The sequence below is a fragment of the Paraburkholderia sp. BCC1884 genome (genome assembly GCF_900996225.1).
Classification (GTDB): domain Bacteria; phylum Pseudomonadota; class Gammaproteobacteria; order Burkholderiales; family Burkholderiaceae; genus Paraburkholderia.
Map to the genome: position 1 here is coordinate 124,266 of NZ_CAAJGL010000112.1, position 15,340 is coordinate 139,605.

At 63.6% G+C, this 15,340-nt stretch carries 14 protein-coding genes and 1 riboswitch; of the genes, 6 read left to right on the forward strand and 8 right to left on the reverse strand.

Annotated elements, in window-relative coordinates:
* Positions 1-68 precede the first annotated feature (68 nt).
* From FQ705_RS26160 to FQ705_RS26185, 6 genes are all read right to left on the reverse strand, one after another.
* Complete coding sequence (locus tag FQ705_RS26160) at positions 69-995, reverse strand: DMT family transporter (protein WP_144145983.1); 927 nt, start codon at positions 993-995, stop codon at positions 69-71.
* A 287-nt stretch (positions 996-1,282) separates the two neighbouring features.
* Positions 1,283-2,881 carry an L-lactate permease gene (locus tag FQ705_RS26165; protein ID WP_144145985.1) on the reverse strand — a complete coding sequence of 533 codons (1,599 nt, stop codon included), beginning with the start codon at positions 2,879-2,881 and terminating at the stop codon, positions 1,283-1,285.
* Between the two features lie 363 nt (positions 2,882-3,244).
* Positions 3,245-3,784 carry a hypothetical protein gene (locus FQ705_RS26170; RefSeq protein WP_144145986.1) on the reverse strand — a complete coding sequence of 180 codons (540 nt, stop codon included), beginning with the start codon at positions 3,782-3,784 and terminating at the stop codon, positions 3,245-3,247.
* Between the two features lie 208 nt (positions 3,785-3,992).
* Positions 3,993-4,205, reverse strand: a complete 213-nt coding sequence (locus FQ705_RS26175) for a glycine zipper 2TM domain-containing protein (RefSeq protein WP_144145988.1) — start codon at positions 4,203-4,205, stop codon at positions 3,993-3,995.
* A 195-nt stretch (positions 4,206-4,400) separates the two neighbouring features.
* Positions 4,401-6,332 carry a phosphomethylpyrimidine synthase ThiC gene (thiC, locus tag FQ705_RS26180; protein WP_144145991.1) on the reverse strand — a complete coding sequence of 644 codons (1,932 nt, stop codon included), beginning with the start codon at positions 6,330-6,332 and terminating at the stop codon, positions 4,401-4,403.
* Positions 6,333-6,423: 91 nt separating this feature from the next.
* Positions 6,424-6,542: riboswitch (TPP riboswitch) on the reverse strand.
* A 162-nt stretch (positions 6,543-6,704) separates the two neighbouring features.
* Positions 6,705-7,115, reverse strand: coding sequence for a GreA/GreB family elongation factor (locus FQ705_RS26185; protein WP_144145993.1), 411 nt, complete (start codon positions 7,113-7,115; stop codon positions 6,705-6,707).
* Between the two features lie 467 nt (positions 7,116-7,582).
* Here FQ705_RS26185 and FQ705_RS26190 point away from each other — a divergent pair, with 467 nt between their 5' ends.
* The 5 genes from FQ705_RS26190 (at position 7,583) to FQ705_RS26210 (ending at position 11,621) form a co-directional block, all read left to right on the forward strand.
* The gene (locus FQ705_RS26190) at positions 7,583-8,413 is read left to right on the forward strand and encodes a DUF1223 domain-containing protein (RefSeq protein WP_144145995.1); all 831 of its coding nucleotides are present in this window, start codon (positions 7,583-7,585) and stop codon (positions 8,411-8,413) included.
* 30 nt (positions 8,414-8,443) lie between these two features.
* On the forward strand, positions 8,444-9,082 hold the full coding sequence (locus FQ705_RS26195) for a cytochrome b/b6 domain-containing protein (RefSeq protein WP_144145997.1): 639 nt from the start codon (positions 8,444-8,446) through the stop codon (positions 9,080-9,082).
* Between the two features lie 33 nt (positions 9,083-9,115).
* A complete protein-coding gene (locus FQ705_RS26200; protein ID WP_144145999.1) occupies positions 9,116-9,907 on the forward strand; it encodes a molybdopterin-dependent oxidoreductase in 792 nt (263 codons plus the stop codon).
* A gap of 119 nt (positions 9,908-10,026) precedes the next feature.
* Complete coding sequence (locus tag FQ705_RS26205) at positions 10,027-10,290, forward strand: pentapeptide MXKDX repeat protein (RefSeq protein WP_144146001.1); 264 nt, start codon at positions 10,027-10,029, stop codon at positions 10,288-10,290.
* 389 nt (positions 10,291-10,679) lie between these two features.
* On the forward strand, positions 10,680-11,621 hold the full coding sequence (locus FQ705_RS26210; protein ID WP_144146003.1) for an EamA family transporter: 942 nt from the start codon (positions 10,680-10,682) through the stop codon (positions 11,619-11,621).
* Positions 11,622-11,666: 45 nt separating this feature from the next.
* Here FQ705_RS26210 and FQ705_RS26215 read toward each other — a convergent pair whose 3' ends face one another.
* Positions 11,667-13,706: an NADPH-dependent 2,4-dienoyl-CoA reductase gene (locus FQ705_RS26215; RefSeq protein WP_144146005.1), complete on the reverse strand. Its 2,040-nt coding sequence runs from the start codon at positions 13,704-13,706 to the stop codon at positions 11,667-11,669.
* A gap of 327 nt (positions 13,707-14,033) precedes the next feature.
* Between FQ705_RS26215 and FQ705_RS26220 the strand changes: the two genes are divergently transcribed.
* Positions 14,034-14,828, forward strand: coding sequence for a DUF4397 domain-containing protein (locus FQ705_RS26220; RefSeq protein WP_144146007.1), 795 nt, complete (start codon positions 14,034-14,036; stop codon positions 14,826-14,828).
* A 198-nt stretch (positions 14,829-15,026) separates the two neighbouring features.
* Here FQ705_RS26220 and FQ705_RS26225 read toward each other — a convergent pair whose 3' ends face one another.
* Positions 15,027-15,161 carry an entericidin A/B family lipoprotein gene (locus tag FQ705_RS26225; RefSeq protein ID WP_007181189.1) on the reverse strand — a complete coding sequence of 45 codons (135 nt, stop codon included), beginning with the start codon at positions 15,159-15,161 and terminating at the stop codon, positions 15,027-15,029.
* Between the last annotated feature and the right edge of the window lie 179 nt (positions 15,162-15,340).

The window sequence follows — 15,340 nt, forward strand, 5'->3', positions numbered from 1 at the left end:
AGTGCGGGCTATTTTTTTTGTGGCGGGGAATTTAACGCGAGGAGACAGGCGGAGGCAGGCTGGCCGGTTCAGGTATCGGCGTGACGTGTGCTCATCCACGGAAGACGCTTGATCGCACCCGTGGCGAGCGCGGTGCCGACCAGAATCACGCCGCAGCCCGCCAGCATGCCGGGTGACACGCCTTCGCCGAGAAACAGCGCACCCCACAGAATCCCGAAAATGGGAATGACGAACGTGACCGTGATGGCTCTTGCCGGGCCGACCACTGCAATCAGGTGGAAGAACAGCATATAGGCGACCCCCGTACAGGCAATGCCGAGCGCGATCACGGCGCCCCATGCGTGCAGCGAGATCGGCGTGTGCGGCCAGAAGATCACGGCGAGCGGCAGCAGCACGACGGTCGCGCCGGTCATCGTGCCGGTGGCGACGGTCAGCGCGTCCACACCGGTCAGGTGACGCTTCGTGTAGTTGGCGGCGATGCCGTACAGCAGGGTCGCGCCGAGTGCCGCGGCAGCGGCCAGCGCGGTGGTGGCCGGGGTGGCCGCCGAGCCGTCGGGCGCGGCGATCTGATCCCACACCAGCATCAACACGCCGAGAAAGCCGATCACCAGACCGAGCGTGCGCAACGCGCTCAGCCGGTCGCGCAGCCACAGAAAGGCGACCAGTCCGCCCCACAGCGGCGTGCTGGCATTGATCACGGACGTCACACCCGCCGACAACGTCAGCTCGGCATAAGCGAACAGGCAGAAGGGCGCCGCTGAATTCAGAATGCCGACGACCAGCAGCGGAACAGCACGCGTGCGCAAGATCGTCGCCGATTGCTGCAGCGGGCGCCGTGCGATCAGCACGAGTGCGAGAAACACCGCGCCGATGCCGACCCGCAGCGCCATCAGCGGCGCGACGCCGAAGTCGGTCACGCCGACGCGGATAAACAGAAACGACGCGCCCCAGAGCGCGGCGAGGATCAGGAGTTGCAGGAGGCTTTTGGTGTTCATCGTGGTGGCGTCGCGCGCGGTTGAGTCGAGACGCCTGCGCATCGTAGCAGCGCGATCGCGCTCAACGTTTCAGGCTGGAATGAAACAGCAAGGTGCGGGAAATGAGAGGCGTCTGATAGTGGTGATCGTAAGCGCCAGGCGGCGGCGTGCAAAACGAGCAATTCTCACGCTGTTGTGAGAAATATTGCGATGAAATGAAGGCGTGAAAATAGAAACGCGCAGGCCGGGCGGCCTGCGCGTGCGGTGGATCGTGAATTATTTTGCGGCGCGACTGCGTCGCGGCGGGTTCAATGCGGAATCATCCCTTGCAGGAAGTTTTGCTGCACCCAGACCAGCACGCCGAGCAGCACCGTCAGCAGAATCGAATGCTTGAAGGTCTTGGCAAACACGACGCCTTCCTTGCCTTTGAGCTCCGTGGTGGCGACGCCCGTCGAGATGTTCTGCGGCGAGATCATCTTGCCCATCACACCACCCGAGGAGTTGCTTGCCGCCATCAGGATCGGGTTGAGGTTCAGCTGGTTGGCGGCCACGACCTGCAGGTTGCCGAACAGCGCGTTGCCCGACGTGTCGCTGCCTGACAGGAACACCGCGACCCAGCCGAGGAAGGCCGAGACCAGCGGAAAAAACGCTCCGACCGACGAGGCGCCCAGGCCCAGCGTATAAGTGAGTCCCGAGTAATTCATCAGGTACGCCAGTCCGACGATGGTTGCCACGGTCAGAATCGCGATACGCGTCTGCACCCAGGTGTCGGCGATGGCGTGGCCGAACTCACGCGGGCTCAGCTTCACTACGAAGGCGGTGATGAGCGCGGCCACCAGAATCGCCGTGCCGGTCGCGAGCGGCTGGAAGTCCCACACTGCGCCGTACGGCGTGTTGTAGAGCGTGATGAAGACGGCCTTGTCGAGCCCCGGCCACGGCACTTTGACGTCGCCGATCAAGAAAATCTTCGCGACGGTCCACACGATCACCACCACCGACACGATGATCCACGGATACCAGCCCTGGCCGCCGCCGATCTTGCCGCGCACCTCGCTGACCCGGTCGATGTTGATCGCGAACTTCGGATCGGCGGCCGGTTTCCATACGCGCAGGAAAGCGATCGTGACGATCAGCGAGACCATCGACGAGAGCACGTCGGTCAGGCTGTAGTTCACGTAGTTTGAGGCGACGAACTGCGTCAGCGCGAAGCTCGCCCCCGACACCAGCAGCACCGGCCACACGCGCAACATGTTGCGAAAGCCCGCGTAGACGCCGATCACGTAGAAGGGCAGCAGGAAGGCGAAGAACGGCAACTGGCGGCCGACCATCTTGGCGAGCGAATCGGCCGGCAGATGGGTGACCGCGCCGAGCACCGTGATCGGCACGCCGAGCGCGCCGAACGCCACCGGCGCGGTGTTGAAGATCAGCGTGAAGGTGAGCGCTTCGAGCGTTGGAAAGCCGAGCAGGATCAGCAGTGAGCTGGTGATGGCGACCGGCGTGCCGAAGCCGGAAATTCCTTCGAGCAGCGCGCCGAACGAAAAGCCGATCACGACCAGCACCACGCGGCGGTCGTTCGGCAGGTTGTCGATCATCCACATGCGGAAGGCCGCGAAGCGTCCCGAGCGCTGCGAGATGTTGTACAGCAGGATTGCGGCGAACACGATCCACATGACCGGCCAGCAGGCGAATACCGCGCCGGCGACGACCGAGTCGACCGCGAGTCCCACCGGAAACTGCCAGACGAAGATCGCCACGACGAGGCCGACGATCAGCCCCGCGAGCGACGCCTGCCAGGCCGGCCGGCGCGCCCAGCCGAGCAGCAGCAGGACGACGAAGATCGGTAAGGCGGCGACGAGGAACGACGGCAATAGCGAATTGCCGACGGGGGTGAGTAGCTGGTGGAACATCACGTCTCCTTCGTTGTTGTTTGAACGACTCGGGACTGCGAACTCCGGGTGCGTCGCGCGGGCAGGACGGATGGGCGCCGGCGGCCCATATCGGATAGGCCAGGACGCTTATTTAAACGGGTACTGTGTGTGGCTTCCCCAAGCATAGAGGCCGCCGCTGGCGCGTCAAGGAGGGAAACTACCGGCGTAGCGGGGTGAGCGTGAAGATGAGGGTGCGCTGCGCGACGCTAAACGACGATGGGAACACGCAAAGCGGCCATGACGGGCGACGGATGTTGACGAAGCGATGAGCGGCAGAGGGTAGGCCGCCGCAGTTCTTACGCGCTGCAACGGCCTCCGCTATCGTTCAAGCTGGGTGAGCGCTCAATGCCAGTGGCCGCCGCCGCCGTGTCCGCCACCACCCCAACCGCCGCCGCCATGGCCACCGCCCCAATAGCCGCCGAAGCCGAAGCCGATGGAAACAGACGGTCCATACCAACCTGGATAGCCGTAGTAGGCCGGATAGAGCGGCGGCGGATAGTAGGCGGGATAAACCGGCGCGGCATAGACCGGCGGCGCGGCCACGGCGTAGGTGGCCGGCGGGTTCGGCTGCGCCTGCTGATATTGAGCCTGGGCTTGCGGTTGGGCCTGACCTTGCTGTGGATCCTGCTGTGCTCCGTACTGATCGGCGGGTCCCGGACCCACCGGGACCGCTTGCTGGGTCGCGCCCGCAGGCACCGTGGCGTAGTAAGGGTAATAGCCGCCGGGATAGTAACCGTACGGGTAATAGCAGCCCGACAAGGCGAGCACGCAGGCCGCGCTGCTCAACACGAGCCCGGATCGGGAAACGGGCGAACCTAATGAGAAAGCGCGCGGCAGTCGTTGGCCGATGGCGCGCAAAGAGTTGATGACGCGGGACTTCATGACGCGCTCCTGTTTGAATCGAACGCCGCCATTGGGGCGTCACCCCTTGAGCTTACGCTGCCGCGGCGTCGACAGGATTGCAAAACCGTAACCGCTTATTTCACCTCGTTGCAAGGCGGGTTCAAACGCGCATCCGCCTTGCATCGCCTGAACGGTTGGCCCCGTCGCGCCTCGTGGTTTGCTTCGCGGTTCGCTGGTTTAGCCCGGCTTATTTGCCGACCTGATTACCGATGATCCCACCCGCCGCCGCACCGCCTACCGTCGACAGCGCATTGCCGCCGATCGCCGCGCCCGCTGCACCGCCTAAGCCCGCACCCACGGCGGTGTCGCGTCCCTGACGGCTCATGTCGCCACACGCGGACAGGCTTGCAACAACTGCCACGACGGCCGCGAGGGCAGCCATTTGTCGAATCGATTTCATGATGAAGACTCCGGTAATGGTGATTGGATGGTGCCAGGGATACTGGACCGAACATTCCCGCTTTCCCTTCATTTAGCATGCAGCGTGCCCGGCACGCGCCCATAAAAAAGCCCGCCAGTGGCGGGCTTCGTGCTGCAACGCGAGGTGCTGGCGGATCGGATGGCGTAAGACGCCGCCCGCACCGCCCGGCCGGTTTTACTGGCGCTGATAGATCTCCGCGCCTTTCTTCATGAACTCGATCGACTTCACTTCCATGCCTTTCTTCAGCGCTTCGTCGTCGGTGACGCCTTGTTGCGCTGCGAATTCGCGCACGTCCTGCGTGATTTTCATCGAGCAGAAGTGCGGGCCGCACATCGAACAGAAATGCGCGACCTTGGCCGAATCCTTCGGCAGCGTTTCATCGTGGAATTCGCGCGCCTTGTCCGGGTCGAGGCCGAGGTTGAACTGATCTTCCCAGCGGAATTCGAAGCGCGCCTTGCTCAAGGCGTTGTCCCGCACCTGCGCGCCCGGATGACCCTTCGCCAGATCGGCGGCGTGCGCGGCGAGCTTGTAGGTGATGATGCCGGTCTTGACGTCGTCCTTGTTCGGCAAGCCGAGGTGTTCCTTCGGCGTGACGTAGCACAGCATCGCCGTGCCGAACCAGCCGATCATCGCCGCGCCAATGCCCGAGGTGATGTGGTCGTAGCCCGGCGCGATGTCGGTGGTCAACGGCCCGAGCGTGTAGAAAGGCGCTTCGTCGCACCATTCCAGTTGCAGGTCCATGTTCTCCTTGATCAGCTGCATCGGCACGTGGCCGGGGCCTTCGATCATCGTCTGCACGTCGTGCTTCCACGCGATCTGCGTGAGCTCGCCGAGCGTCTTCAGTTCGCCGAGTTGCGCTTCGTCGTTGGCATCGTAGATCGAGCCGGGACGCAGGCCGTCGCCGAGCGAGAAGGCCACGTCATAAGCCTTCATGATTTCGCAGATGTCTTCGAAGTGCTCGTACAGGAAGCTTTCCTTGTGGTGAGCGAGACACCACTTCGCCATGATCGAGCCGCCGCGCGAGACGATGCCGGTCATGCGTTTGGCTGTCAGCGGCACGTATTGCAGACGCACGCCCGCGTGAATCGTGAAGTAGTCGACGCCTTGCTCGGCCTGTTCGATCAGCGTATCGCGGAAGATTTCCCACGTCAGGTCTTCCGCCTTGCCGTTGACCTTCTCCAGCGCCTGGTAAATCGGCACCGTGCCGATCGGCACCGGCGAATTGCGGATGATCCACTCGCGCGTTTCGTGAATGTGCTTGCCGGTGGAGAGATCCATCACCGTGTCGCCGCCCCAGCGGATCGCCCACGTCATCTTGTCGACTTCCTCGCCGATCGACGAGGTCACCGCCGAGTTGCCGATGTTCGCATTCACCTTCACGAGGAAGTTGCGGCCGATGATCATCGGCTCGCTTTCCGGGTGATTGATGTTGTTCGGGATGATCGCGCGGCCGCGCGCGATTTCCTCGCGCACGAATTCCGGCGTGATCGCCGTGAGACCGTTCGGACCAAACGCGCTCGCGCCGAACGCCTGACCCGGATGCTGGCGACCCATCATCGCGGCGAGCTTTTCGCCGTTCGGGCCGCTCGTCCTCAGCGTCTCCAGATACTCGGCGCGGCGCTGGTTCTCGCGAATCGCGATGTACTCCATTTCCGGCGTGACGATGCCTTTGCGGGCGTAGTGCATCTGCGAGACGTTCTGGCCGGCGATCGCGCGGCGCGGCGTGCGGTGCAGGCCCTGGAAGCGCAGTTCGGCGGTGGCCGTATCGGCGGCGCGCTCGCGGCTGAAGTCGCTCGACAGACCCGTCAGCGCTTCGGTGTCGCCGCGCTCTTCGATCCATGCCTGACGCAGCGCCGGCAGACCGGCGCGAATGTCGATCTTGGCTTCCGGATCGGAGTAGGGGCCCGACGTATCGTAGACGTAGACCGGCGGATTCTTCTCGCCGCCGAAGCTGTCCGGCGTATCGGCTTGCGAGATTTCGCGCATCGGCACGCGGATGTCGGGGCGCGAGCCGCTCACGTAGAACTTGCGCGAATTGGGCAGCGGCGCAACAGCGGCTTCATCGACGTGGGCGTCGGCGGAAAGGAACTTTGGATTGGCGTTCATGCATTATCTCCGGCAAAGCAAGGTGGGCCGCTAAGCAGGAGACGAGACGGAAGTTGTCGGAAATCGCGAGAGGTGATGCGATAGAGCCTGGGTGCGAAATCCGTACGCTTCCCTGCGCTGGCATTATCCAGATCAGGTTCAAAGGGTATTTCTCACCCACGCAGCACGGACCTCCAACCTCCGTGCGACGCAGGACCCCCGCGTTAGCAGCGCACACGATACACCGGCCGCGGGCTGCTTGGCAACCGTCTCGAAAAGTCGGATGGCGGGTATTAAAGCGGTCCGCCCCGCGCGATTCGTGGTGGAGCGGTGTGGCGGACCGTGCAGGAACGCAGCGGTTTGGCGACGCTGCGGCGCTATGGCTCGCTGCGCTTACAGCGTGAAATCGTCGGCGGCTTCGGGCTGAAACAGGATCTTGTCGAGCTTCAGCACTTTCTCCGTGCCGCTAGGCGGCGTGAAACGGATGCGCTCGCCGCGTTTCGCGCCGAGCAAGGCGAGGCCGACCGGCGAGAACACGTTCAGGCGGCCTTGCGCGAAGTCCGCATTAGGCGGGTAGACGACCGTCCAGGTCATCTGTTCGCCGCTGCCTTCGTCGACCAGCGTGGCCTGCGAATTCATCGTCACGATGTTGGCCGGAATTTCGCGCGCGTCGACGATCACTGCGCGTTCCAGCACATCGTCGAGCATGTCCTGCAAGCGGGCGTCGGCGCCGGGCGCGGCGGCATGCTTCTCGAGACGGGCGACGTCGAGTTCGGTGAGGTAACAGGTTTTCGTCTTTTTCACGACGGGGACTCCAATGCGATCTGTGGATCAGGGAACAGTTTGCGGATGGGGTCGGCCCGGCGCTTCGAACAACGTCCCCTTGGGGACGACGCGGCTCAGGCAATACAACGAGCCACGTTAGTTCGGACGCCGGGCGGCGGGAAGCGGGAGCGTTCGGGACAGTTCCCCGGCGGCACGCGGCGCGGGCTCACCGCGCGCGCAACCGCCTGCGCGGCGGGGCCGCGAGCGGGTGAGGGCACGGAAAGTCGGAAAGCGCATCGGGATCGCCAGCAGAATTGAACGGGAGTGGTTGGGCGTCGAAGGAAAGCTGCAAGCGACGCATAGAAAGGTGAATGTTAGCATGCGCCGCTTGCGCGCTTTTGTGCCGGGAAAACACGCGCGGGCAGCCGCGAATAAAAAAATACGATGCGGCTGTCATAAGCGACCGTGCGGTTCGACAAACGTGCAGAACCTGATGGGAGCACGTCATGCAAATCGCTTTTAACGGCCGAAGCCATCGGCTATTTACCCGCGCTATCGCGTGGGTCCTGATCCCGGTGCTGCTCGGCGCGAGTGGTCTCGCCAGCGCGGCGGGCGCCGCCTGCAGCGTTCATAGTCCGGCGCATCGCGTGGCCCTGGTGGAGCTCTATAGCAGCGAGGGCTGCAACAGTTGCCCGCCCGCCGACCAGTGGCTGGGCCAATGGAAAGACAGCGGCGCGACGCAGAGCATCGTGCCCCTGGCATTGCACGTCGACTACTGGAACAGCCTCGGCTGGACCGACCGCTTCTCGCAGCATCGCTTTACCGAACGTCAACAAACGCTCACCGATCTCGCCGGCGGTCACACCATCTATACGCCGGAGATTTTCGTCTCGGGCCGTGAGTTGCGTAGCTGGTCGCAACGCGACAGTTTCCAGAGCCGCATTGGCAAGCTCGTCAGCGAACCGGCGCAGGCGAACGTCGCGTTGGCTTTGACGCCCGCCGACGCGCGGACGTTCGACGTCGCCGCGCAATTCACCAGCGCTACACCGGCCACGACCGGTTCGTTGAGCGCCTATGTCGCGGTCTATGAAAACTCGTTGAGTTCTCAGGTCGGTGCCGGTGAAAATAGTGGCGCGACCTTGCATCACGAACGGGTGGTGCGTCAGTGGATCGGCCCCGTGCCGCTGGTCGCGGGCAACGCGCAGATTCGCCGCGCCGTTCGTTTCGAGGATGACAACGCCAACGCGCCGGCCGACCGGTTCGGCGTGGTCGCCTTCGTCGAGAACGACACGACGGGCGAGGTGCTGCAAGTGGCCGAACTCGCCGCCTGCCATTGAGCGCGGCATTTCAGACCTCGGGAGATTCTCATGGCAACACACCATGCATTACGCAATAGCGCGCCACCGGCCAGGCCAGCCAGCCGCACGATCCATCCGGTATGGGTACGCGTGACCCATTGGCTCAACGCACTCGCGGCCATTCTGATGATGCTGTCCGGCTGGCGCATCTACGACGCCTCGCCGATTTTTCCACCGTTCCGTTTCCCGCCTTCGATCACGCTCGGCGGCTGGCTCGGCGGCGCGCTGCAATGGCATTTCGCGGCGATGTGGTTGCTGGTGTTCAACGGCCTGCTGTATCTCGCGTTGAATCTCGCGAGCGGTCGTTTCTCGCGCAAATTTCTGCCCGTGTCGCCGCGCGCCGTGTTGCGCGACTTCATCGCCGCGCTGACCGGCAAGCTGTCGCATGCCGATCTCAGCATTTACAACGCGGTGCAGAAATTCGCTTACCTGTTCGTGGTGTGCGACCTGATCGTTCTGGTGTTGTCCGGCCTCGCGATCTGGAAGTCGGTGCAGTTTCCGCTGCTGCGCGATCTGATGGGCGGCTACGACAACGCCCGCATCGTCCACTTCTGCGCGATGTCGCTGATGGCTGCGTTCATCGTGGTGCATCTGGCGATGGTGGCGCTCGTGCCGCGCTCGCTGCTCGCCATGCTGCGCGGACGCTGAACCCATCTGACAAAATGATACGGATACCGAATCATGAACAAACCAACCAGACCAACCATTGAGAAAGGCCACGCCGGGCTCGACCGCGAATCGATCCTGATCGATGCCCGGCGCGAACTCGCGATGCCGTCGCGTCGCCTGTTCGGAAAACGGTTACTGACGCTCGGCGGTCTCTCGATGCTGACCGGCTGCTCGCTCACCGACAACGCCTCGGTCAACGCGTTCCTGACGGCCGTCTCCCGCCTGAACGACCGCGCGCAAGCCGCGCTGTTCGATCCGAAAACGCTCGCGCCGACCTATAGCGAAGCGCAAATCACGCGACCGTTCCCGTTCAATGCGTTCTACGGCATCGACGACGTTCCCGAGGTGAACGGCGCCGACTACACGCTGAAGATCAGCGGCCTCGTGACCGGTCAGCGCGCCTGGCGTCTGCCGGATCTGTACGCGCTGCCGCATGCCGAGCAGATCACGCGACATATCTGCGTGGAAGGGTGGAGCGCGATCGGCCGATGGGGCGGCACGCCGTTCGGCGATTTTCTGCGGCGCATCGGGGCGGACACGAGCGCGAAATACGTCGGCTTCAAATGTGCCGACGACTACTACGAAAGCATCGACATGGCCACCGCGCTGCATCCGCAGACGCTGCTCACGTTTTCCTACGACGGCGAGCGGCTGCCCGCGAAATACGGGTTCCCGATGAAGCTGCGCATGCCCACCAAGCTTGGCTACAAGAACCCGAAGCACATCGTCGAGATGTTCGTCACTAACACGTACCCCGGCGGCTATTGGGTCGACCAGGGCTACAACTGGTTCGGAGGCTCCTGACGCGCGCGGGTCGGCGCAGGGTTCCAGACCCGTCGCGCGACCCCGGGCGGCAGAAGCTTCGGAAAAACACCGGCGTTTTTTCGCCGGCTTTGATTGATCTACAACAACGGAGTCATCCCATGAAAAAGCTCGCAACCACAGCACTCGCACTCGCTCTCCTGACCAGCGGCGGTGCCGCGTTCGCCCAGGCCAGCGGCGCCATGTCCAACGATGCGATGTCGAAAGACACGATGTCGAAGGATGCGATGTCGAAAGACACCATGTCGAAGGACGGCATGAAGAAAGACAGCATGAAGAAAGACACGATGAAGCATGACAAGATGAAGAAGAGCGGTGACGCGATGGGCATGAAGCACGAAGCGTCGGGCGCAATGGCCAACTAACCCGGCAGCGCCGTCGATGCCATCCGCATGAACCCTCCGCGCCGGCCGACGGCAACGCAAGGTAGAGCAAGGTAGAAGCAGAAAGCCGGGGACGTCCCCGGCTTTTTGTTGCATGGACGCCAAAAAGTTACGATTCTTTCACGCGACGCGGTGGGCGCTTACTGCATAATGCGATGCGCGCCCACTATCTGGCGCGTGTTCGCCGCGGACTCACGCCTTTCCAGCGCCGCGGCGTTGTGGCCCCAGTAGCCATCTATCGTCCTTCAGTTCCACCATCATGTCCGTCAGCCTCGCCCGTCAGACCGCATCGCCGATGCGGTGTCCGCCATCCCGCCACCGGGTCTTCAGCGGGGGCGCAGCACCTCGAACGGATTGGGCGGGTTGAAGGCATGTCGTTGCAATTTCTCAACCGGTTTTTCGACCGCTTTCCACGTCAGTTCCAGTTCCGCCTGCCGCAATCGCGCAACGGCCAGATCGCGCTCGCGCTCGCCGTCGTGTATGTCGTATGGGGCTCGACGTATCTCGCCGTGCACGTCGCACTCGGTTCGTTCCCGCCGCTCCTGCTCTCGGGATTGCGTAATCTGTTCGCCGGCATTGGCCTTTTCATCTTCGCGGCGCGTCGCAATCCGGTCTGGCCGACTTTCGCCGAAATTCGCAACGCCGGTTTAGTCGGCACGATGCTGGTCGGCTTGTCGAGCGGCATGCTGGCCTATGGCATGCGCACCGTCGGCACCGGCACCGCGGCCGTGATGGTCGCCACCGTGCCGCTCTTCGCGACGGTGATCGCGGCCGTGGCGGGGCGCAAGATCGGTCGCGGCGAGTGGTTCGCGGTGGGGTTGGGTCTCGTCGGCATTGCCATCCTGAGTCATGGCGACAGCACGCCGGGTTCGGCGGGCGGCAGTCTGGCGATTCTGTGCGGCGCACTCTTCTGGGCGGGCGGCGCGCATCTGGCCGGGCGCCTCAAGCTGCCTTCGGACCTGTTTCTGTCGACCTCGCTGCAAATCGGCCTGGGTGGCGCAATGTCGACGATGGTCGCGTGTGTCTCCGGCGAACGCATGCAGGAGGTGCATTTTCTGCCGGTGCTGGCGTTCGTTTATCTGATGCTGATCGGCACGATGGCGGCGTACGTGGCGTACGGGTTTCTGATCCGCCACACGAGTCCGATCATCGCCAGCAGTTGCATGTACGTAAATCCGGTGGTCGCAGTGGCGCTCGGCGCGCTGCTGCTCGGCGAGCCGGTTACGCACTCCACGGTGATCGCGACCGTGGTGATTCTGGCGAGCGTCGGCCTGTCTTTCTGGTTCGATTACCGCAAGAAGGCGCTCGTTTAATTTCAGTTGGAGTCTTGCCGCAGTCGCGCTGCGCGACGACTGGCTTCACAACGCCGCCGCCACTTCCGCGCCTTCGCGGATCGCGCGTTTCGCGTCCAGTTCGGTCGCCACCCTGGCGCCGCCAATCACGTGATAGCGGGGGCCACCGGCTTGCGCCGTCGCGCCGTCGGCCGGATGCAGATCGCGCAGCGACTCCTGCCCCGCGCACACGACGATCGTATCGACTTCCAGCCAGTCTTGCGCGCCATCGCGCTCGATCTTCAGGCCACGCGCGCTGATCTCCCGATACGACACACCGCCGAGCATCTTCACGCCGTTTCTGGCGAGCGTCGCGCGATGCACCCAGCCCGAGGTCTTGCCGAGGCCCATGCCGAGCTTGCCGGCCTTGCGCTGCAGCAGCCAGATTTCACGCGGCGGTTGCGCCGGCGTGGGTGCCTTGAGGCCGCCGCGTTCCCGCACCGCGAGATCGACGCCCCATTCGTCGAGCCATGCGTCGCGCGGCATCGGCAACGGGTCGCCCGCACGATGCAGCAAAAACTCGCTGACGTCGAAGCCGATGCCGCCCGCGCCGATCACGGCGACGCGCGCGCCTACCGGTGCGCCACGCAGCACGTCGACATAGGACAGCACGTTCGGTCCGTCGATGCCGGGAATCGCCGGACGACGCGGCACGATGCCGGTGGCGACGATCACATCGTCGTAGGCGCCCAAGGCCAGCAAGGCGGGATCGACGCGCGTGTCGAGTCGCACGTCCACGCCGTGGCGCTGCAACTGACTCTGGAAATAGCGGATCGTCTCGCTGAACTCTTCTTTGCCCGGCACGCGCATCGCCAGATTGAACTGACCACCGATGCTTGCACCCGCATCGAACAGCGTCACGCGATGCCCGCGCGACGCCGCTACCGTCGCCGCCGACAAGCCCGCCGGACCGGCGCCGACCACCGCGACCGAGCGCACCGCCTGCGGTCCCGGGACGGGCCGGTAGAGCAGTTCAGTCTCGCGGCCCGCCCGTGGATTCACGAGACAGCTAGCGCGCTGGTTCCTGAAGGTGTGATCAAGACAAGCCTGGTTGCATGCGATACAGGTATTGATTTCCTGCGCGCGCCCCTCGGCGGTCTTCACGACGAACTCAGGATCGGCGAGCAGCGGCCGCGCCATCGAAACCAGATCGCCGGCGCCTTGCGCGAGCAGTGCTTCGGCAACCTCGGGCGTGTTGATGCGGTTCGAGACGATCACCGGTACCTTGACCGAGGCCTTCAGGCGCGCGCTCAGCGAGGCGAACGCCGCGCGCGGCACCGAGGTGACGATGGTCGGCACGCGCGCCTCATGCCAGCCGATGCCGGTGTTGAACATCGTCACGCCGGCCGCTTCGAGCGCTTGCGCGACCTGCACGGTCTCTTCCCACGTGTTGCCGCCTTCGACCAGATCGATCAGCGAAATCCGGTACACCACGATGAAGCGTTCGCCGCACACCGCGCGCACGCGTTCGACGATCTCGCACGCAAGCCGCATGCGATTCCCGATGCTGCCGCCGTACTGATCGTCGCGTCGATTGGTGCGAGGGCAGAGGAACTGATTGAGCAGATAGCCCTCGCTGCCCATGATCTCGATGCCGTCATAGCCCGCGCGTTGCGCAAGGCGCGCACAGCGCGCGTAGTCACGCACGGTCTTCGCGATGCCCGCCACGCTCAGCGCGCGCGGCTTGAACTTCGAGATCGGCGACTTCAAGGCGGAAGCCGACACCACGAACGGTTGATATCCATAGCGTCCCGCATGCAGGATCTGCAGCGCGATCTTGCCGCCCTCGGCATGCACGGCTTCAGTGAGCAAACGATGATTGCGCAGATCGAACACGGAGTTCAGCGTGCCGCCGAACGGCAGCAGCCATCCTTCGCGATTCGGCGAGATACCGCCCGTGACGATCAGACCGACACCGCCTTTGGCGCGCTCGCGGAAATACGCGGCGAGCTTCGGGTAATGCCAGAAACGGTCCTCCATGCCGGTGTGCATCGAACCCATCACCACGCGGTTGCGCAGCCGTGTAAACCCGAGGTCGAGTTCGGCGAGTAAGTGTTGGTAAGACATGCAAAGGGCCGTGTAAGTATTGGACGCGCACGAACGATACACCGCCCGCCATGCCAACCCTCCGAGGAAAAATTCTAAATCGGCGCAAGTCATTGCCCCGTAAGACATTCTTCACACACCTTTAGCCTTATTCAGCCATGCGGCACACGCATTGCTCAATGCGAGCGTCCACCGACACGGACCGCGCCCTCATGAAACGGGTGCGATGTGCAGCAGGGATAGGAGGGGGCGCCTTGCTTCGAAGTGCCGTCGAACGGCGCGAGCTTCGAGGCGAAGCACTCACAAATTAACGGGCTGAGAGCCTGAAAATCAACAAAGGTGAACACAATGAAAATGATCCGAACCATGGCAGCAATGGCGGCTGTCGCATCTCTGCTGAGCGCGTGCGGCGGTGGTAGCGACGACGTAGGCAAGGAACTCGGGCTGACCAATCCGGAGATCCATTTCATCCATGCGATTCCGAGTGGTCCGGCAGTCGACTTCCTCGTGAATGGCACGGCGCCGTCCGGACAGACCAACATCAGCTATAAGGGTGTGACGAACCTCACCAATATCAACACCGGCTCGACGACCGTCGCTTACTCGGCAACCGGCACGACTACCGCGCTGGCGAGCGGCAACTTCCCCGATGTCGCGAAGGGCCACGAATACACGGTGCTGGCCTTGCCCGGTTTGACCGCGCCGGATATCGGCCTGATCGACGATCCGTTCGACAAGGGCCTGCTCTCCAATAGCGCCCGTCTGCGCGGCTTCAACGCGTCGGCGAATGCGACCAACCTCGATCTGTATCTGGTCCAGTCCGGCAACACCGACATCACCAATGCCTCGCCGACAATGGCGGGCGTCGCGTTCAAGAATGCCGTGCCGGCCAGCGGCCAGGATTCGATCTATGTGTCCGGCGGCGACTACGTGCTGGTCGCGACGGCGGCCGGCAGCAAGACGCCGATCTTCCAGTCGCAGGCCTTCTCGCTGTCGAACAATGCGGACTGGCTGGTGACGTCGGTGCCGATCGCCGGCGCCTTGAGTCAGCTCGTGCCGGGCCAGATCCATCTGCTGGTCGCGCAGAACGGCAACACGACCACGCCGAGCATCGAACTGACGAACACGCTGACGGGCCAATAAGCCTGCATGACGTGAACGGCATGCGCCACGCGCGCATGCCTGAGGCAACAGTCCTGGGGAGGACGGAGCGGCGGTCCACGCGAGTGGGTCGCCGTTTTTGTTTGCGCATTGCGGTGGGGGAGCGCGTTTCAGCGCCCATGAAAAAGCCCGCTGCGGTTTCCCGCAGCGGGCTCTCTGAAGCGGACCGCTATTCGACGCTTACTTGGCCTGATCCGCCGAGTTCGTAATGGCGTTGCCGCCCTTCGAAATATCCTGGCCGGCTCCTGCCATCGTGTTGCAACCGGCGAGCGCAGCCGTCCCTGCAATGAGAAGCAAAGCGATCAGTCGATTCATGAGAGTTCTCCTTGTCGAGAATGCATCGGTTGACGTGCCCATGTCGTGGACCCATGTCTTGCGGCACGCGCTAGCTACGCTAGCTGTCGTCCGACCGGGGCATGCACCAGTCGATCCGGTCTGATTGCATCTTAAAAAAAGGGCGGGGGCGGCGCTGTCAGTTGCATCGCGATTTTGTT